This window comes from Kitasatospora sp. NPDC001132 (assembly GCF_053598415.1).
Map to the genome: position 1 here is coordinate 14152 of NZ_JBSFKF010000051.1, position 19920 is coordinate 34071.

Sequence of the window (19920 nt, forward strand, 5' to 3'; positions counted from 1 at the left end):
GAGCCCGTCCGGGTGCTCGCCCTCCCGGCCGGGCCGGACGGCGTGGCCGTCCCGCCCGGTCCGAACCTCGTGTGCCGCCCGGGCACTCTCGGCCGCGGGCCGGCCGACCTGACCGCGGACCTGCGGAGCCCGGGACTGGCGACCGCGGAGGTCACCCTGGCCGGCACCCGGCTGCCCGGTCGGGGCCGGCATCCGTCCGCCGGCCGCGCCGTGACCGCGCCCGGCCGCACCCGGCTCGTCCGAGGGCCGCTCGGCCGCGCTCCGGTGCCCCTGGCCCTGGCCACGCACCCCCGGCTGCGGGAGGCCGTCCTCCGCCGCCGCGTGTTCGGCGGTGCGCGGCGGACGTCCGGCCCCCGACCCCGGTCCGGCCTGCGGCGGAACCACCGGCGGCCGCAGCGGACCGCGCCCGGCCGCACCCTGCTGCCCGGGGTGCGGCTGCTGCGCGGCCTGCTGGTGCGGGTACGGCTGACCGGCGCGGGCGTGGAAGGCCTGGCCGGTCGGCGTCCCGACCTGGCCCGGACCGAACCCGCCGGGCTGACCGTGTCCTCCCGGCTGGCCGTGTCCGACCTGCTGACCGTGTTGTCCGTGCTGACCGTGCGGCACCGGCTGCCCGTGCGGGCCGACCGTTGCCGGCACCCCAGGGCCGGTCGGGAACGGCTGCGCCGACGGCACACCGTGCGCCCCGCCGAACAGCGGCCCGCCCGCCTGCGCGACCGCGCCCGCAGGGTGCGGCAGCGCTCCTGACAGCCGCAGGTCGCCGAGCGCACCGTTCGGCGCGGGCGGCTGCTGGCCGGGACGGCGGGCCCGGTAGCTGGTCCGGTACGCGGCCGGGGAGACCCCGAGCTGGCGGCGGAAGTGCCCGCGCAGCGCCACCGGCGAACGGAACCCGCAACGACGCGCGACGTCGTCCACCGACAGTTCCGAGGTCTCCAGCAGCCGCTGGGCCTGGAGCACCCGCTGGGTGATCAGCCACTGCAGCGGCGCGCTGCCGGTGAGCGTGCGGAACCGCCGGTCGAAGGTGCGCCGGCTCATGTACGCGCGAGCCGCCAGCACCTCGACGTCGAACTGCTGGTTGAGGTTCTCCAGCGCCCAGGTGACCACCTCGGCCAGCGGGTCGTTGCCGATCTCCTCCGGTAAAGACTGATCGATGTACTGGGCCTGTCCTCCGCCACCGCGGCGGCTCGGCACCACCAGGCGGCGGGCCAGCGCGTTGGCCGCCTCGGCGCCGTGGTCGCTGCGCACCACGTGCAGGCACAGGTCGATGCCGGCGGCGGTGCCTGCCGAGGTGAGCACGTCGCCGTCGTCGACGAACAGTTCGCGCGGGTCGACGTGGACCCGCGGGTAGCGCTTGGCCAGCGTCGGCGCGTACATCCAGTGGGTGGTCGCCGGGCGGCCGTCGAGCAGGCCGGCGGCGGCCAGGACGAAGGCGCCGGTGCAGAGCCCGATGATCCGGGCGCCCTCGTGGTGGGCCTTGCGCAGGGCGGTGATCGCCTCGACCGGCGGGGGCTGGGAGATCGAGCGCCAGGCCGGTACGACGATCGTGCCGGCCCGGGCGAGCGCCTCCAGGCCGTACGGCGCGGAGAGGGTCAGGCCGCCGGTGGTGGCCAGCGGGCCGTCCTCCCCGGCGCAGACCAGCAGGCGGTAGCGGGGCACCCCGGCGTCCTGGCGGTCCACGCCGAACACGGAGAGCGGGATGGAGCTCTCGAAGATCGGGGCCCCGCCGAAGATCAGCACCGCGACGGTCTCCCGGCGGCGCCGGCCGGACAGCTTGCGCGGGGCGGAGGCCGTCACCGGGGTCGGGGAGCCGTTCGCTCCGGGGCCGCCGTGGCCCAGCGGACCGTGGCCGTGGCCCGTGCCGGAGCCGAGCGCGAGGCCGCCGAGCGGGCCGCCGCCCGGGCCGGCGGCGGCGACGGGGGAGCCGTTCGGGCCCGGGGCACCGCCGTAGCCGGGGTGGCCGGAATGACCGGGGTGGGCGAGGTGTCCGCCGTAGCCCGGGTGGCCGGAATGACCGGGGTGGCCGGGATGGGTGGTGTGCCCCGGGTGCCCGGGGTGGCTGGAATGGCCCGGGTGCTCGCCGCCGTAGGGCTGCCCGGGGTTGACGGCGCCTCGACTGACGGACTGTCCTCCGAAGGGCTGTCCTCCGAAGGTCGGGTGCCCGCCGTAGGCCGGCTGGCCTCCGTAGGGGGACTGGCCGCCGTAGGGCGTCGCCGTGCCGTGGTCGGAGGCGGCCGGGGGCGCACCGGGGCCGACGCCCGCGCCCGCCCCGGGGGAGGGCACCGCGGAGTACGAGGAGTGCGAGGCGGCGCCCGGGGTGCCGGAGGTGCGGGTGGTGGCGATCGCGGCGGTGCCGGTGCTTCTCGCGGACCGACCCGCGCCGCCGGCTGCCGCCTGGCCGCTGTCAGGACCCGCGTCGCTCCTGCTCACCCTGCTCAAGGCGCTCAAGCCCCCTCGGTGGTGTGGTGTGGGTGGTGCGGCACTGCTAGCCAAGATCGAAATCTATCGGGTGGACCATTGCCGTTGTGACAAGTTCACCATCCGACGCTATGTCGACATGGCAATTTGGCGTGATGCATTCGATCACGAAGCGTGGCACCCGTCGACCTTTCTGGGAAGAGGGCCGGGGCAACGGTGGCTGGTTGTCGCGGGGCGCTTCCTGGGGCGTCCGGCTCCGGTGCGCCCGGCCGGCAGGTCTGGACTGCGGATTTGCCCAAGCGGGAGGGATCGACGCGAAATTGACCGAAAATCGGCGGTGCACGAGGGGGCGCACGGGAGGAAGTCGTGCGCCTCCCAGGCTCCATCCGGCCAAGCCCGGCACGGCAGAACCGGGAACCGGACCGCCGCGTTACGGTCCTGCCGTGAACACCAGCAGCCGGCTCGAACGGGCCAACGACAATGCCGCCGCCTTCTGGCTCGCCCAAGCCCGCGTCCACGGCTGGCGGTCCCGCACCCGCCCGGGGCTGGCCGCCGTCCGGTGCGCCCGGACCCCCGACGACGCGCACCGCATCGTGGTGACCCGCCCCTACGAGGAACCGGCCGCCCTGGAGCAGGAGTTGGCGGACCTGATGGCCGAGTGGTCGACCATACGCTGCACCGTGGAGGACCCGTACGGCGGGCTCGACCTCTCCGGCCTCGGGGCCACGAGGATGCCGATCATGCCGGTGATGGTCCGGGACCCGGGGCCGGTCGAGGGCGCGACCACCGCTCTGCCCACGGTCTCGGAGGCGCACGGCGGCGGCGTCCTGACGGTCGATGAGGCACGGGACGGCGACAGCTTCGCCATGGTCGAGCGGACGATAGTGGAAGGCTTCCCGCTGCCCGCCCGACAGCCCTGGGTCCGGGGCGAAGCCCTCCCGGAACGGCTGCTGGACGTGCCCGGCTGGCGGGGCTGGCTGGGCCGCGTCGACGGCGCGGTGGCGGGCACCTGCCTCACCTACGACGACGGCCGGGCCACCGGCGTGTACTGGGTCGCCACGCTGCCCGACCGACGCGGCCGGGGAGCGGCCCGCGCCGTTCTCCGGACCGCCCTGGCCCACGCGCACCCGGACCGTCCGGCCACCCTGGTCGCCACCTCGCTCGGCGAACCGCTCTACCGCAAGCTCGGCTTCGTCGAGGTGGCCCGTACCTGCTGGTGGACCCGTACGTCGGTGGGGGCGGCTGAGTAGCGGGGGCCGGTGGGGTATAGCCGGGGCGGGCGGGGAGCTGAGGTCGGCGGGGAGCTGAGGTCGGTGGGTAGTCGGGGCCGGTGGGGCGGGCGGACGGCTGACTGCCGGCGCAGGGTGGGTGGCGGCTGGCGGTTGGCGGCCGCGTGGGGTGGCGGCGGCACGGGGTCGGGGCGCAGCAGTCGCGCTGCAGTAGGGGTGCCCGGAGCCGGACCGCGGCGGGTGCTAGGTGGTAGGCGGTAGGCGCCGTAGGGGCGTTGAGGGGGTGGGGCAGGGGCGCTACTCGCCGGCCGCCACGACGGCCGTGGCTGCGGCTGCGGCTGCGGCTGAGGGTGCGGCTGCGGGTGTCGGTGCTGTTGTGGGTGCGGGGCGGAGGGTGTCCGGGGCCGGACCGGGGCCGCTGCCTGCCCCCGTTCCGGAGCCCGCCCCGGAGCCGGGGCCGGTCCCGGCGATCACGGCAAACCCGCCGGATCGGTTTCGGACACCGGGCCGGCCTGCGGAGACGGGTTCGCGGAGCGTCCCGGTTGTTGCGGGAACGGATGTGCTCGGGCCCTCCGGGGCGGCCAGCGGGGAACGTGCGCCGGACCGCGCGCCGACCGGCGCCGTCGCGCGTACGGGCACTCCCGCCGCGACCTTCCGGAGTTGCCGGTCGGAGTGGACGTCCGGCCGGGGCGAGGGCGCGTTCCGCGCGGCGAGGACCTGGCCGACGGCTTCCGGCAGGCCGGCCGCCTTCAGCGTCGGCCGGTAGCCGCTCTCCGCCCACGGACGACCGTGGTGCAGCCAGACGCTGCGCAGCCCGGTCAGTTCGGCGCCTGCGATGTCGGCGGGCGCGTGGTCCCCGATCATCCAGGTGTGCTCGGCCCAGTCCCCGGTGGGGGCGATGCCGCACCGCTGGGCGGCCATCTCGAAGATCAGCGGGTCCGGTTTGACGCAGTCGGCCTCCTCCGAGATGACCCAGCCGTCGACCAGCGGGCCCAGCCCGGTCCGTCGGATCTTCTCCAACTGCGGTCGGGTGCCGCCGTTGCTGACGATCCCGAGCGTCCACCCGGCCGCCCGGGCGGCCCGGAGCGCCTCGATGTGCCGGGGCGGGCAGTGGATGTGGGAGTTGATGCCGCGTCGATAGTGGGCAATCAGGAAGTCGGCGGTGACGTCCAGCCCGTAGCGGCGCCGAACCGCCGACAGTACGGTGCTGCGCGGAACGTAACCGCCCCCGTCGAGGGTGACGAACCAGTCGAGGTCGCCCGGGGGGAGGTCGTGTTCGGACAGGAAGTCCTCTGCCCAGGCCCGGTAGGCGGCGTCCCGGGGCAGCAGGGTGTTGTCGAGGTCGAACAGGAGCAGGGGCATGCCAAGCATGGTGCCAGCGGCCGTGCCTATGCACGTGGCAAATGCCAGTCGGCGTCCCGAAGCCGTACGGAGTGGCTGAAACGACCTCCGTGCCTCCGTGGCGGGCGGTGGCGCACGCGGCGGTTGGGCCTGTTGGGGCAGGTCGGACGTCACGGTTCGCGACCGGTGGCAACGGATCGTCGCCGATCCATGACAGTCCGGTCACGGTGTCCCGTGGGGCTGTTGCGCCGTCCGGTCCGGTCCGTCAAGCTCCTGGGAACCTCCTTTCCGGAGGGGGCGCGATCGCCCGTGGACGGGGCGCACCGCCACGGCGGGCGCATCCCCCTTTCGCGGGAACAACGTCGCTCGGTGGCTTCCTCGCTGGGCGGGGCCCCAGGCCCGTCGTACTCTGAAAGGAACAGGTCACATACGGTGCTGCGTGGCGCAGACCGACGTCATCCCGTGGGCGGGCCTGCTGCCCGGGCAGCGTTGTTCTCCTCTCCTGTCGGCCCCTCTCCATCGAAGAGCCGTGAGCCATGGCTGGTTTTGAGCCTCCCCGACCGGTTGAACCGGACACGTCCCGCAATGCGGGCCCGGAAGGCGGTCCTGCCTCCGATCGCTCCGACGGGCGGGCCGGGGTTCCTGCCGGCCGGCGCAGTGACGACCACCGTGAACACCAGCGCGAGCACCGCGGTGAACGCCTCGGCGGCGACTGCGGTGACGGCAGTGACCGCAGCGACCACACCGACGGCGCCGACAGCGAAGCCGACGGACGGGCCGAGGCCCGCGCCGAGGCTCCGGAGGGCGCTTCGGGCGTACGGACGGCACGCGGGCGGCCCGACGCTGCCGAAGGCGCCGAGGCGGCCGGAACGGCCCGTGTGGCCCGGTCGGCCGACGCGGCACAGTCGACGGAGCCAGGAGAGCCCGGCCCCGGCCCCGGCCCCGGCCCGGGGCACGACGGCCGCGACGGCGCTCCGGGCTTCGCTCGCGCTCTGCGCGGCCTCGCCCGTCGGGGCAGCCTGGCCCGGCGCGACCGCCCAGGGCCCCGCCAGAGGCGTGGCGAGCCCCCGGCCGACCCCGCGGGGGCTCCGGTGACGGGCCGCATGGGTCCGGGCGCCGAGCGCCCGGAGGCGGCCTCCGGCGCGGCCGGCCCGCTGGGCGGGCGCGCCGAGCCGACCGGGCAGGACGCCCCCGCGCCGTCTCTCGACCCGGTGTTCCAGCACGGCGTGGTGGTCGGCTTCGACGGCTCGCTGTCGAGCGAGCGCGCCCTTGCCTACGCTTGCGGCATGGCGCGCCGCTCGCAGTGCGGCCTGGTGATCGTGCACGTCGCCAACCGCCTGCCCGCCACGGTCTGGGCAGGCTGCGAGCCGCCCGTCTTCGTCGACCTCCCCGACCACCGGACGGAGGTCCTGGGTCTGGAGCTCGCCTGCGCGGACTTCCTCACCGGCGTGCCGTGGATCCTGGTCGAGCGCGGAGGGGACATCTGCCACGAGATCGAGGAGGTCGGCCGCGAGTACGCTGCCGACGCGATCGTCGTCGGCACGACGCACGGCCTGCTCGGCAAGATCTTCGGCTCGGTCTCCGGGCGGCTGGCGCGGCGGGCCAACCGCCCGGTGATCGTGATCCCCTGAGGCTTTGTGCCTGCGGCTTCTCCCGAAGCCTCCGTGAGGTCTCCTCCTGATGCCTCCTCCGCCGTGCTGCTCCCCAACTCTCGTCGGGGAGCAGCACGTTGACTGGTGTGCCGGCCCGGTGGGCGTGGCGCGGCTCAGGAGGCGACCATCAGGACGTGGTCGTCACGAACCGATGCCGAGCTCCCGGGCGATGAGCATGCGCTGGACTTCGGACGTGCCCTCCCCGATCTCCAGGATCTTGCAGTCGCGCCAGAACCGGGCGACCGGGAATTCGTTCATGAAGCCGTACCCGCCGTGGATCTGGGTCGCCTCGCGGGCGTTGTCGACGGCGGCCTCGGACGAGTACAGCTTCGCGATCGCGGCCTCCTTCTTGAACGGTTCGCCGTGCAGCAGCCGGGAAGCGGCGTCCCGCCAGGCCAGGCGGGAGGTGTGGGCGCGCAGCTCCATGTCGGCAAGCTTGAACTGGATGGCCTGGTTGGCGCCGATCGGCCGGCCGAAGGCCCTGCGCTCGCCGGCGTACTTCACGGACTCGTCGACGCAGCCCTGGGCCAGGCCGGTGGCCAGGGCCGCGATCGCGATGCGGCCCTCGTCGAGGATCCGCAGGAACTGGGCGTAGCCTCGGCCACGCTCGCCCAGCAGGTTGGCCGCGGGAACGCGGCAGTCGGTAAAGGACAGTTCGCGGGTGTCGGATGCGTTCCACCCGACCTTCGAGTACTTCTTCGAGACCTGGAAGCCGGGGGTCCCGGTGGGCACGATGATGGAGGAGATCTCCCGTACAGGCGAGCGGAATTCGCCCTCTTCACTCGAACGAGCGATCGGTTCGGTGAGCGCGGTGACGGTGACGAGGCCGGTGATGTCGGTGCCGGAGTTGGTGATGAAGCACTTGGTCCCGTTGATGACCCACTCGTCGGTGGCCTCGTCGTACCGCGCCGTGGTCCGGGTGGCCCCCGCGTCCGAACCGCCCTCCGGCTCGGTGAGGCCGAAGGCGCCGAGGAGTTCGCCCGAGGTCAGCCGGGGCAGCCACTCGCGCTTCTGCTCCTCGGTGCCGAACCGGTAGATCGGCATCGCGCCGAGCGAGACGGCGGCCTCCAGGGTGATCGCCACCGAGGAGTCGACGCGGGCGAGTTCCTCCAAGGCGAGGCCGAGGGCGAAGTAGTCGCCGCCCATGCCGCCGTACTCCTCCGGGAAGGGCAGGCCGAAGAGCCCCATCCGCCCCATCTCGCGGACGATCTCGTACGGGAACTCCTCCCGCTCGTAGAACCCGCCGATCTTCGGCGCCACCACGTCCTGGGCGAACTCCGCGACGGTGCGCCGCAGTTCCTCGTACTCGCTGCTGAGCCTGTGGTCGAGCATGGTGATCCTCCTGGCGCCCGGCCGGGTCGGCCGCGGACGTGAGCGGGATGACCGGGGTCCGTCGGACGGTATGACGGACGCACGGTGTGATTGAGGGATTGGTGTCGAGCGGTGCGGGGTGGTGCGCGGCGCCGGCCGGACGGTGCGGGCGGCCGGCCGGCGCCGGGGAGGGAGCGGGCGGGTCAGCCCCCGGAGGAGCCGAGCAGCGCCTGGACGGTGCGGGACGGGCTCGGGCGGCCGAGGCGCTCGGCCATCCAGCCGCTGGTCGCGACGAGGGAGCGCAGGTCGACGCCGGTCCGGACGCCGAGCCCGTGCAGCATCCAGACCAGGTCCTCGGTGGCCAGGTTGCCGGTGGCGCTCTTCGCGTACGGGCAGCCGCCCAGACCGCCCGCCGAGGCGTCCACCGTGGTGACGCCCTCGCGCAGCGCCGCCAGGGTGTTGCTGAGCGCCTGGCCGTAGGTGTCGTGGAAGTGCACGGCCAGCCGCTCGACCGGGACGCCGGCCCGCGCGAAACCCGCCAGCAGGGCGGTGACCTGGCCCGGGGTGGCCACCCCGATGGTGTCGCCGAGGCTCAGCTCCGCGCAGCCCAGTTCCAGCAGCTGCACGCCGTACCGGACCACCTGCTCGACAGGGACGGGGCCCTCCCACGGGTCGCCGAAGCACATCGAGAGGTAGCCGCGGACCGCGACCCCGGCCTCGGTGGCCCGGGCCACGACCGGGCGGAACATCTCCATGGCCTCGTCCGCCGAGCGGTTGAGGTTGCGGCGGGCGAAGGTCTCGGTGGCGCTGGCGAACACCGCGACGTCGGTGGTGTGGTGGGCGAGCGCACGGTCCAGACCGCGCTCGTTGGGCACCAGCACCGGCAGCCGCAGGCCGGGGTGACGCTCCGGCAGGCCGGCGAGCCGGGGGACCAGCTCCTCGGCGTCGGCCAGCTGCGGTACCCATTTCGGGTGAACGAAGCTGGTGGCCTCGACGGTCCGCAGCCCGGCGGCCGCGAGCCGGGCGATGAACTCGGCCTTGGTCTCGACCGGCACCAGGGACTTCTCGTTCTGCAGGCCGTCGCGCGGCCCGACCTCGTGGATCCGGACCTCCTCGGGCAGGCCGGGGGCACGGACCGGGTCGGGCAGTCCCAGGTCGAGGGCGTCGGGCTCGCGGGCGGGGACGGAGGCCGTCACGACCGGACCTCCGCGGGCTCGGCGGGTGCGGCGGGTGCGGCGGGTACGGCGGTCGGCACGGCGGGGCCGTCCTCGCCGGCCGCGTCCTCGACCGGGGTGACCACGACCAGCAGGTCCTCCATCGCGACGGTGGCGCCGGCGGAAGCCCGCAGCTCGGCCACCACGCCGTCGTGCGGCGCGGCGATCACGTGTTCCATCTTCATGGCCTCCAGCACGAGCAGGGGCTGTCCCTTGCGGACCGTCTCGCCCGCCGTGGTCTTGACGACGGTGACGGTGCCGGGCATCGGGGCGGTCAGGGCGCCGTGGTGCGCGCCGGCCCCGGCGGCGCTCTCGACGACCGGGTCGTAGGCGTGCAGCGGCCAGGCGTCGCCCTCGAGGCCGAGCCAGGTCACCGGTCCTGCGGCGAGGCCGGGGGTGGCGTCGGTGGCCAGCGAGAACGTGGTCCGGAGGCCGTCGACGGTCAGGTGCAGCCGGTCGCCGGCCAGGGCCGCGCGGGCGCGGTGCGCGGGGCCCTCGTCGAGCCGGAGTTCCAGGTCGCGGGTGGGCCCACCGGAATTGTCAGTGGCATCGGCTACGTTGCCCGCAGTGATCGAACGGATGCGCACCGACACCGGATCCTGGCCGGGGGTACGGAGTCGGTGGGTGGTCCAGGCGGGGGTGCCGCCCAGGCGCCAGCCGGAGGGAAGGGAGAACGGGTCGGTCCAGCCGTCGGGATCGGCGGGCGGAGTGAGTTCCAGGTGCCGTGCCAGCGCGGCCGCGTAGTAGAGGAGGTGAGCGGGCGACGGCGGTTCGTCCGCCGCGGGCGCGTCAGAGGTGGTCGCGTTCGCGGGGGAGTACGGCGCGGTGAGCAGGGCCGGCTGCTCCTGGGCCGTCCGCTCCACCAGGCCGGTGTCCAGCCGACCGGCGGCAACCTCGGGGTGTGCGAGCAGTCGGCGCAGGAAGCCGGTGTTGGTGGTGACGCCCAGGATGCGGGTGTCGGCCAGTGCCGCGCGGAGCCGGCGCAGCGCGGTCGGGCGGTCGGGCCCGTACGCGATGACCTTGGCGAGCATGGGGTCGTAGGCGCTGGTGACGACGGTTCCGGGGGCCACTCCGGAGTCGACGCGGATGCCCTCGCCCCGGGGCTCGTCCAGGGCGAGGATGCGGCCGCCGGTGGGCAGGAAGTCCCGTTCCGGGTCCTCGGCGCAGATGCGGGCCTCGATGGCGTGGCCCAGGAAGGAGATGTCGGACTGGGTGAAGCTGAGTGCTTCGCCGGCAGCGACGCGCACCTGCCACTCGACCAGGTCGAGCCGGTCGGCGTCCGCGCCGACCGCGACGGCGAGCTCGGTGACGGGGTGTTCCACCTGGAGACGGGTGTTCATCTCCATGAAGAAGAAGTCCCGCACCCCCTCGGCGGCGGAGGCGGGGGCGTCCGGGTCGATGCCGGGGACGATGAACTCCACGGTGCCGGCGCCGGTGTAGCCGCAGGACTCCGCGGCGCGGACGGCCGCGGCGCCCATCGCGGCACGGGTCTCGGCATTGAGGAGAACGGAGGGAGCCTCTTCGATCAGTTTCTGGTGGCGGCGCTGGAGGCTGCACTCGCGCTCGCCGAGGTGGACGGTGGTGCCGTGGGCGTCGGCGAGCACCTGCACCTCGATGTGGCGCGGCCGGTCGACCCAGCGTTCCAGCAGCAGGGTGTCGTCGCCGAAGGCGGTGCGGGCGACCCGGCGGGCCGCGGCGATCTCGGTGGGCAGGTCGGCGCTGTCCCGCACGAGGCGCATGCCCTTGCCGCCACCGCCGGCGGACGGCTTGAGCAGCACCGGGTAGCCGATCTCGTCGGCGGCGGCGACGAGTTCCTCGTCGGTGGGCGCGGTGGCCTGGCTGCCGGGGACCACCGGCACGCCGGCGGCCCGGACGGCCTCCTTGGCGTTGATCTTGTCGCCCATCAACTCGACCGCACCGGGAGGTGGTCCGATGAAGACGAGGCCCGCGTCGGCGCAGGCGCGGGCGAAGCCGGGGTTCTCGGCGAGGAAGCCGTAGCCGGGGTGGACGGCCTGGGCGCCAGTGCGGCGGGCGGCGGCGAGGATCTGGTCGGTCCGCAGGTAGGTCTCGGTCGCCGAGCTGTCGCTGCGGTCGGCCGGGCCGAGCCGGACCGCGACGTCGGCCTCGCGCACGTGCGGTGCGTCGGCGTCCGCGTCGCTGAACACGGCGACCGAGCGGACGCCGAGCCGCCGCAGGGTGCGGATCACCCGGAGGGCGATCTCGCCGCGGTTGGCGACCAGAACTGTGTCGAACATGGGAGGCGTTCCTCCGGGTCGAGGGGAGCCGTACGAAGGAGGTGGCGGATGGGCGATCGGGGCGCCGGCCCGGGTGGGTCGGCGCCACGGGGAGTCACACCCGGAAGGGAGGGTTCACGGACGCAGGGGTGACACGAGGACGGATCACATGCGGAAGACGCCGTAGGGAGCGGGCGGCGCCAGCGGGGCGTTGGCGCAGGCGGTGAGCGCGAGTCCGACGACGGTGCGGGTGTCCATCGGGTCGATCACGCCGTCGTCCCAGAGTCGGGCGGTGGCGTAGTAGGCGTTGCCCTGGCGCTCGTACTGCTCGCGGACGGGGCGCTTGAACTCCTCCTCCGCCTCGGTCGGCCACTGCTCGCCGTGCGCCTCCAGCTGGTCGCGGCGGACGGTGGCGAGGACGGAGGCCGCCTGCTCGCCGCCCATCACGGAGATCTTGGCGCCCGGCCACATCCACAGGAAGCGAGGTGAGTAGGCCCGGCCGCACATCGAGTAGTTGCCGGCTCCGTACGAGCCGCCGATCACCACGGTCAGCTTCGGGACACGGGTGCAGGCGACGGCGTTGACCATCTTGGCGCCGTGCTTGGCGATGCCACCCGCCTCGTACTGCCGGCCGACCATGAACCCGGTGATGTTCTGGAGGAAGAGGAGGGGGATGCCGCGCTGGTCGCACAACTCGATGAAGTGGGCGCCCTTGAGGGCCGACTCGGAGAACAGCACGCCGTTGTTGGCGACGATGCCGACCGGGTGGCCGTGGATCCGGGCGAAGCCGGTGACCAGGGTCGAGCCGTACTCGGCCTTGAACTCGGCGAACCGGCTGCCGTCCACCAGGCGGGCGATCACCTCGCGCACGTCGTAGGGCGTGCGCGGGTCGACCGGCACGGCCCCGTACAGGCCCGCCGGGTCGACGGCCGGCGGCTCGACCGGGGCCAGCGGCCACGGCTTGGCCTCGCGCGGCCCGAGCCCGGCGACGATCGTGCGGACGATGGAGAGGGCATGGGCGTCGTCCTCGGCCAGGTGGTCCGTCACGCCCGAGGTGCGGGAGTGCAGCTCGCCACCGCCCAGTTCCTCGGCGGTGACCACCTCGCCGGTGGCGGCCTTCACCAGCGGCGGGCCGCCCAGGAAGATCGTGCCCTGGTTGCGGACGATCACGGCCTGGTCGCTCATCGCCGGGACGTACGCGCCGCCGGCCGTGCACGAGCCGAGCACGGCGGCGATCTGCGGGATGCCCGCGGCGGAGAGCCTGGCCTGGTTGTAGAAGATCCGGCCGAAGTGGTCGCGGTCCGGGAAGACCTCGTCCTGCATCGGGAGGAAGGCGCCGCCGGAGTCCACCAGGTAGACGCAGGGCAGCCGGTTCTCCAGCGCGACCTCCTGGGCGCGCAGGTGCTTCTTCACCGTCATCGGGTAGTAGGTGCCGCCCTTGACGGTGGCGTCGTTGGCGACCACCACCACCTCGCGCCCGGCCACCCGGCCGATGCCGGCGATCACGCCGGCCGCGGGCGCCGCACCGTCGTACATCCCGTCGGCGGCCAGCGGGGCCAGTTCCAGGAAGGGGGAGGCCGGGTCGAGCAGGGTGTCCACCCGGTCGCGGGGCAGCAGCTTGCCGCGAGCGGTGTGCCGGGCGCGGGCCTTGGCACCGCCGCCCAGGGCGGCCGCGTCGAGCTTCGCGCGCAGCTCGGCGACCAGGGCCCGATGCGCCTCGGTGTTGGCGCGGTAGGCCTCGGAACCCGGGTCGGCGGAGCTGCCGAGCCGGGGCGCCGGTGCGGCGGCTGCGGACGGCGTGGCACCGGGTGCCGCCGCCGTGCCGGTCGCTGCGCTGAGCCGGACGCCGGCGGTTGTGCCGGTGGTTGAGATGACCATTCCCAAGAGCTCCCTTGCCCTCGGCACCAGGTGGGCAGCCGGGTGCGGTCCGCCTGTGATCGCCACGTTAATTAACGTTAACTTACGCAGCCAGGTTAACGGCCGATAACCCGACTGTCTACGATGGGCGGTATGCCGAACGTCCCCGCCGCCTCCGCGCTCAGCCGCCGTGACCAGATCCGCCGGGAGGCCGCGAGGCTGTTCGCCGCGCGGGGCTTCCTCGGCGTGGGCGTGGACGAGATCGGCAAGGCGGTCGGAATCAGCGGCCCCGGTCTCTACCGCCACTTCGCCGGCAAGGACGCGATGCTCGCGGACCTGCTGATCGGCATCAGCGAGCGCCTGCTGGACGAGGGGCGCCGGCGGGCCGGCCGCGGCGAAGGCCCGGCTGCCACGCTGGACGCGCTGATCGGCGGCCACGTCGACTTCGCCCTGGACGACCGCGACCTGATCACCCTCCACGACCGCGAGCTGCTGAACCTCAAGGAGGAGGACCGGCGCACCGTCCGCCGGCTCCAGCGCGGCTACGTCGAGCTGTGGGTGGAGGTGGTCCGGCAGGCCTACCCGCCGCTGGCCGACCCTGCTGCCGAGCCGGTGGCGCGGGCCGCCGTGCACGCCGTCTTCGGCCTGATCAACTCGACCCCGCACAGCCTCGGCTCGAACCCCGACCAGGGCGAGCGCACCGCCCTCCAGCGCGACGGCATGGCGGCCCTGCTCCACACCCTCGCCCACGGCGCGTTCGCGGCGGCGGCGGAGTCGGCCGCCGCCACCGCCGACGGGTCGGCCGCCGCCGCGACGGCCACGGCGACCACGGCGGCCGCGGGGCCTGCGGGAGCCTGAGCCCCGCGCCCCAGGGAACGCCCCGCCCGGGTCGCCCCCTGTCGGGCTGCGCCCCGCCCGGGTCGCCCCCTGTCGGGCTGCGCCCCGCCCGGGTCGCCCCCTGTTCGGTCGCCCCCTGTCCGGCTGGGCTGCGCCCTGCCCGGTCACGCCAAGGCCTCCCGCGCCCTTCGGGGGGCGGCCAGGTGGGGGACGGCCGGGTGGTGAAGGGTTCGGCGGAGAATGGTCGGGGAGTAAAGGTTTCGCCGGTGAAGGCCTCGACGGCTGCCCGTCCCGAGGCCTAGTCCCAAAGGACGGCGTCCACCCACCCCTGGCCGCTGGGCGTCGCGCAGGCCGTCGGCGATGCTGGAGGCGGCCGGGAGAGAGAGCGGGCCGGGCGGGTGTTCGATCGGGAATCACCGCAGGCCGCGGGCTGTTGGCCAGTCCGCCGGACCGGACGATCCGGGCTGCCCCGGCCCGCCCCGAACCCACCCGGGCCGGAAACGTCATGGCGGCCACCCGACGAAATGGTTAGCATCTCTAAATATGCCTGAGACTCATGGATCCACGGCGGAGCAATCCCCGAGCGGCCCCCCAGCCCCCGGCTCGACCCCGGAGGTCCCCGTCGACGGCCCGCAGGCCGGCGCCGGAAACACCGGGCCCACTGAGAACCCCGAGCGCACCGAAAAGGCCGGGCGCACCGAGAGCATCGAGCCCGCCGGGAGCACCGGGCCCGCCGAGGGCGCCGAGCCGGCCGGCTGGCTGCGCCGTCTGGTCGGCTACAGCTGGCGCTCCCGCCGCAGCCTGCTGCTCGCCTTCGGCGCCTCGCTCCTCGGCATGGCCGTCACCGCGCTGGTGCCGCTGGTCACCAAGCTGATCATCGACGACGTCATAGTCGCCCACACCAGATCGCTGGCCCCCTGGGCGGTGGTGCTGCTGCTCGCCGCCCTCGTGGTCTTCGGCTGCACCCAGGTCCGCCGCTACTACGGCGGCCAGCTCGCGGTCGACGTCCAGCACGACCTGCGCAGCGACCTGTTCCGCTCGCTCGGCCGGCTCGACGGCCACCGCCAGGACCGGTTGGACACCGGCCAGGTGGTCGGGCGCGCGACCTCGGACCTCCAGTTGGTCAACGGCCTGCTCTCGATGTTGCCGATGATGACCGGCTATCTGCTGATGTTCGTCATGTCGCTGGCCGTGATGCTCTGGCTGTCCCCGCCGCTCACCCTGATCGCCCTGGTCATGGGCCCGGCGCTGTGGTGGGTCTCGGTGCTCAGCCGCAAGCGCCTCTTCCCCTCCACCTGGGCCGCCCAGCAGGAGGCGGCCGCCGTCGCCGGCGTGGTGGACGGCGCGATCGGCGGCGTCCGCGTGGTCAAGGGCTTCGGCCAGGAGGCACAGGAGCTCGACAAGCTGGAGGCGGCCTCCCGCAACCTCTTCGCGGCCCGGCTCCGTTCGATCCGGTTGAACGCCCGCTACAACCCGGCGATGCAGGCGATCCCGGCGCTCGCCCAGGTCGGCGTCCTGGCCTTCGGCGGCTGGCTGGCCGTGGACGGGAGCGTCACGCTCGGCACCTTCGTCGCCTTCTCCACCTACGTCGCCCAGATGACCGGTCCGGTGCGGATGCTGACCATGGTCATCACCGTCGGCCAGCAGGCCCGGGCCGGCGTCGAGCGCGTCCTGCAGCTGATCGACGAACGCCCGCTGGTCCAGGAGCGCCCGGACGCCCGCACCCTGGACCTCGCGCACGGCGAGATCCCGCACGGCACCGCTGTCGGAACCACATCCGGAACGGCCGCCGGAACCACTCCCGGTACCCCCACCGTCGGTGCGCTGACCCCCGACGTCGCCCTGGAGTTCGACCAGGTCGAGTTCCGCTACGACCCCGAGCACCCCTCCCCCGTCCTGCACGGCCTCAGCCTGAAGCTGGCCCCCGGCGAGACCCTCGCGCTGGTCGGCGCCTCCGGTTCCGGCAAGTCGACGGTGGCCCAGCTGGTGCCCCGTTTCTACGACCCGGCCGCCGGCACCGTCCGCCTGTACGGCCACGACCTGCGCGACCTCACCCTGGACTCGGTCCGCGCGACGGTCGGCATCGTCCCCGAGGAGAGCTTCCTCTTCTCCGAGTCGGTCCGCACCAACATCGCCTACGGCCGCCCGGACGCCACGGACGAGCAGGTGGTCGCCGCCGCCCGCGCCGCCCAGGCCGACGAGTTCGTCCGCGCGCTGCCGGACGGCTACGACACCAGGGTCGGCGAGCAGGGGCTGACCCTCTCGGGCGGCCAGCGCCAGCGCATCGCACTGGCCCGGGCGATCCTCACCGACCCCCGGATCCTGCTGCTGGACGACGCCACCTCCGCGGTGGACCCGCAGATCGAGGCGGAGATCCACGACGCGCTGCGCTCGGTGATGACCGGCCGCACCACGCTGCTGATCGCCCACCGCCGTTCGAGCCTCCAGCTCGCGGACCGGATCGCCGTGCTGGAACGCGGTCGGCTGCTGGACCTCGGAACGCACGAGGAGCTCGAGGCCCGATGTCCCCAGTACCGGGCCCTGATCACCGACCCCGGGGCCGGTCGCGACACCCGGCGGTCCACACCCGACTCCACTCCTGAGTCCACCCCCGAGTCCACCCTCGATCAGGCACCCGACGAAGCCCCGGGGCAGCCGGCAGGTCGGCCGGCCACCGGCGGCGCCCCCACCGGTGACACCCCCGGAACCGGGCCCCGGTCCACCCTCGAGAGCTCCGCCCCCGAGACCCCCGCCCCCGAGACGTCCGCCCGCCCCACCCCAGCCCTCCCCACCCCGGCCCTGGCCAAGGCCGCCCGCACCGCCGACCCCGACCTGCTGGAGAAGGTCGCCGCCCTCCCGCCCGCCTCCGACACCCCGGGCGTCCCCCGCGCCGAGGCCGAGGCCGGGGACCCCGACTTCACCCTGCGCCGCCTGCTGCGCCCCTTCCGTGTCCCGCTGCTCATCGCCCTGCTGCTGGTCGCCCTGGACGCGGCGGCCGGACTGGTGCTGCCGGTGCTGATCCGGCACGGCATCGACGAGGGCGTCCGCAAGGGCCTGATGTCCGGCGTCGCGGTGGCCGCGCTCGCCGCACTCGTCGTGGTCCTCCTGGACTGGGTGGTGCAGGGCGCCGAGAACCGGGTCAGCGGCCGCACCGGCGAGCGCGTCCTCTACACGCTCCGGCTCAAGATCTTCGCCCACCTCAACCGGCTGGGCCTGGACTACTACGAGCGCGAGCTGACCGGCCGGATCATGACCCGGATGACCACCGACCTGGACTCGCTGACCTCCTTCCTCCAGACCGGCATGGTCACCGCCGTGGTCAGCCTGCTGACCTTCGCCGGGATCTTCGCCGCCCTGGTGATCATCGATGCCGGCCTGGCCCTGGTGGTCTTCGCCGTCCTGCCGCTGCTGGTGATCGCCACCCTGGTGTTCCGCAAGAAGTCCAAGGACCAGTACGAGCGCTCCCGCGACCTGATCAGCACGGTCAACGCCGACCTCCAGGAGAACGTGGCCGGCATGCGGATCGTCCAGGCCTTCCGCCGTCTGGACACCAACACCGACCGCTTCGTGGCCCGTGGCATCGCCTACCGCGAGGCCCGGGTCCGGGCCCAGCTCTACATCTCGCTGTACTTCCCGTTCGTCCAGTTCCTCTCCAGCGTGGCCGCCGCGCTGGTGCTGATCGTCGGCGCGGCCCGGGTCGACGCGGGGACCCTGACGGTCGGTGCGCTGGTCGCGTACCTGCTCTACATCGACCTGTTCTTCGCGCCGGTCAACCAGCTGTCCCAGGTGTTCGACGGCTACCAGCAGGCCTCGGTGGGCCTCGGCCGGATCCGCGAGCTGCTGCGCACCCCGACCACCACCGCCGAGGCGGCCGACCCGGTCCCGGTGGCCAAGGGCCTGCGCGGCGAGATCTCCTTCGAGGGCGTCGGTTTCGCCTACAACGGCGGCGCGGACGGCGCCCCGACCGTGCTGAGCGGAGTGGACCTGCACATCCCGGCCGGGCAGACCGTGGCGCTGGTCGGCGAGACCGGCGCCGGCAAGTCGACGCTGGTGAAGCTGGTCGCCCGGTTCTACGACGCGACGGAGGGCACCGTCCGGGTGGACGGGGTCGACCTCACCCGCTACGACCTGGCGCAGTACCGGCACCGCCTGGGCGTGGTGCCGCAGGAGGCGTACCTGTTCGCGGGCACGGTTCGCGAGGCGATCGCCTACGGTCGGCCGGACGCCTCGGCGGCCGAGGTGGAGGCGGCGGCCCGGGCGGTCGGCGCCCACGACATGATCGTCCGGCTCTCGGGCGGCTACGACCACGAGGTGGCCGGTCGCGGGCGGAACCTCTCGGCGGGCCAGCGCCAGCTGATCGCGCTGGCCCGGGCCGAGCTGGTCGACCCGGACATCCTGCTGCTCGACGAGGCCACCGCGGCGCTCGACCTGGCCACCGAGGCGGCGGTCAACCAGGCCGCCGACCGGCTCAGTGGCGGCCGGACCACCCTGGTCATCGCCCACCGTCTGACCACCGCCGAGCGTGCGGACCGGGTGGTCGTGCTGGACCATGGCCGGGTGGTCGAGGACGGCACGCACACCGAACTGCTCGCCCGGGGCGGAACCTACTCCCGGCTCTGGCAGGCGTTCATCGCCGACGGCCACCCGGCGGTCGAGACCGTCGACGCCATGTAGGGCCGCTGCCCCGGTGCGGAACGGCCCCGGGGCAGCCGCCCCCAGGCCGCCCCGCACCGGGGCCGCGCCCTACCCGCACGTCGTCTGACGGGCCTTCATGCGAGGTCCGTCAGGCGGCGATCAGCGAGGCCAGCAGGCCCGAGGCATCGATCCCGCGCGGCAGTTCGCTCACCTGCCCGTCCCCGACCTCGACCACGCGCCAGCCGGAGCCGTCCGCCCGGCTGGCGAGGTCGGTGGTGACGAAGCGGCAGCCGAGTCTGCGGACCAGCGCCGGGACGTCGGTGAGATCGGGCTCGACGGCCCGGCGCGGGGCGTCCGGGTGCGGCCCGACCAGGACGGGCCGGCCGTCCAGCCACCAGACCCGGGCCTCCACGGCGCGCCCGCCGCTCTCCGGCGCGCCGCGGTCCGCGTGCTCCGGCCCGGTGGGGCCGACGGTGTCGGCCGTGCCGGCCACCCCGCGCCTCGCGGCCGCGTCACTCGTACCGGCCGGTCCCTCCGCCGAGACGCCCGCGCCCTCGAACTCCTCGTACCGTCGCAGCACCACGCCGCCCGCCAGGAACTCGCCCTGCAGCTCGACGAACCGCTCCACCACCCGGCCGACCGCCGTCAGGTCGGCCAACTCCGGTACGTAGCAGGCCTCGAGCCATTCGTGCTTGCGTGACTTCACGTAGTCCTTGACGATCGCCGGTCCGTGCCCGCCGAGCCGGGCCGCGGCCTCCGCCAGCTCCGCCGGCCCGGGCGGCACCGCCCCGTCGGACGGGATCCACGCACTGGCCGGCGTCGCACCCTCGAACACGCCGTACCAGCCGGGCAGTTCGTGGGCGGCCGCGTACCCGGGCGCGCTGGTCAGCAGGTTGCCGCCGCGGGCGGTGAGCGCGGCGGCGAAGTCGGCGTACCGGGCGGAGGGCAGCATCCAACCCCGGTACCAGAGCGGTCCGCTGTCCCGCGGCACCCGCCGGACGGCCTCGTCGGCCCGTCCGGCGAGCAGCCCGTCGTGGTCGACCAAGTGGTGCTCGCCGCCCAACTCCCGCAGCATCCTGGCCTCCCAGGCGAAGTGCGGGTCGGGCCGGCGCGGGTTGAGCGGATCGGCGGGGAAGATGATCGCTGGTTCGGGCATGGCCGTCAGGGTACGGCCGGCGGGCTGATCCCGCGCCCGCCA

10 protein-coding genes and 1 pseudogene are annotated in these 19920 nt (G+C 74.3%); 4 read left to right on the top strand and 7 right to left on the bottom strand.

Translation table 11 applies throughout. From position 1 onward, the window contains the following. Positions 1–785: 785 nt before the first annotated feature. Positions 786–1791: pseudogene (locus ACWDBE_RS37095) on the bottom strand (helix-turn-helix domain-containing protein); the annotation flags it as partial. A 1064-nt stretch (positions 1792–2855) separates the two neighbouring features. On the opposite strand from ACWDBE_RS37095, the gene ACWDBE_RS37100 reads away from it, so the two are divergent. Continuing rightward, entirely contained in the window at positions 2856–3662 is an 807-nt protein-coding gene (locus ACWDBE_RS37100; RefSeq protein WP_449789583.1) for a GNAT family N-acetyltransferase, read from the top strand. 276 nt (positions 3663–3938) lie between these two features. On the opposite strand, the gene ACWDBE_RS37105 is transcribed toward ACWDBE_RS37100, so the two are convergent. Further along, the gene (locus ACWDBE_RS37105) at positions 3939–5003 is read right to left on the bottom strand and encodes an HAD family hydrolase (protein WP_449810173.1); all 1065 of its coding nucleotides are present in this window, start codon (positions 5001–5003) and stop codon (positions 3939–3941) included. A 1082-nt stretch (positions 5004–6085) separates the two neighbouring features. On the opposite strand from ACWDBE_RS37105, the gene ACWDBE_RS37110 reads away from it, so the two are divergent. Further along, complete coding sequence (locus ACWDBE_RS37110) at positions 6086–6613, top strand: universal stress protein (protein WP_449789732.1); 528 nt, start codon at positions 6086–6088, stop codon at positions 6611–6613. Between the two features lie 162 nt (positions 6614–6775). Here ACWDBE_RS37110 and ACWDBE_RS37115 read toward each other — a convergent pair whose 3' ends face one another. The 4 genes from ACWDBE_RS37115 to ACWDBE_RS37130 all read right to left on the bottom strand — a co-directional run bounded on the left by ACWDBE_RS37115 (position 6776) and on the right by ACWDBE_RS37130 (position 13271). After that, positions 6776–7966, bottom strand: a complete 1191-nt coding sequence (locus ACWDBE_RS37115) for an acyl-CoA dehydrogenase family protein (protein WP_392881310.1) — start codon at positions 7964–7966, stop codon at positions 6776–6778. Between the two features lie 182 nt (positions 7967–8148). Continuing rightward, on the bottom strand, positions 8149–9141 hold the full coding sequence (locus ACWDBE_RS37120; RefSeq protein WP_449810174.1) for a hydroxymethylglutaryl-CoA lyase: 993 nt from the start codon (positions 9139–9141) through the stop codon (positions 8149–8151). Next, positions 9138–11414: an ATP-binding protein gene (locus ACWDBE_RS37125; RefSeq protein ID WP_449789579.1), complete on the bottom strand. Its 2277-nt coding sequence runs from the start codon at positions 11412–11414 to the stop codon at positions 9138–9140. Before ACWDBE_RS37125 ends, ACWDBE_RS37120 begins: the two co-directional genes overlap by 4 nt. Positions 11415–11558: 144 nt before the next feature. Next, a complete protein-coding gene (locus tag ACWDBE_RS37130) occupies positions 11559–13271 on the bottom strand; it encodes a carboxyl transferase domain-containing protein (protein WP_449789578.1) in 1713 nt (570 codons plus the stop codon). A 132-nt stretch (positions 13272–13403) separates the two neighbouring features. Between ACWDBE_RS37130 and ACWDBE_RS37135 the strand changes: the two genes are divergently transcribed. Together ACWDBE_RS37135 and ACWDBE_RS37140 are read left to right on the top strand one after the other, a co-directional pair. Continuing rightward, on the top strand, positions 13404–14108 hold the full coding sequence (locus ACWDBE_RS37135) for an SACE_7040 family transcriptional regulator (protein ID WP_449810175.1): 705 nt from the start codon (positions 13404–13406) through the stop codon (positions 14106–14108). Positions 14109–14630: 522 nt separating this feature from the next. Continuing rightward, positions 14631–18761, top strand: a complete 4131-nt coding sequence (locus tag ACWDBE_RS37140) for an ABC transporter transmembrane domain-containing protein (protein WP_449810176.1) — start codon at positions 14631–14633, stop codon at positions 18759–18761. A gap of 109 nt (positions 18762–18870) precedes the next feature. On the opposite strand, the gene ACWDBE_RS37145 is transcribed toward ACWDBE_RS37140, so the two are convergent. Further along, a complete protein-coding gene (locus tag ACWDBE_RS37145) occupies positions 18871–19878 on the bottom strand; it encodes an ATP-grasp domain-containing protein (RefSeq protein WP_449810177.1) in 1008 nt (335 codons plus the stop codon). Between the last annotated feature and the right edge of the window lie 42 nt (positions 19879–19920).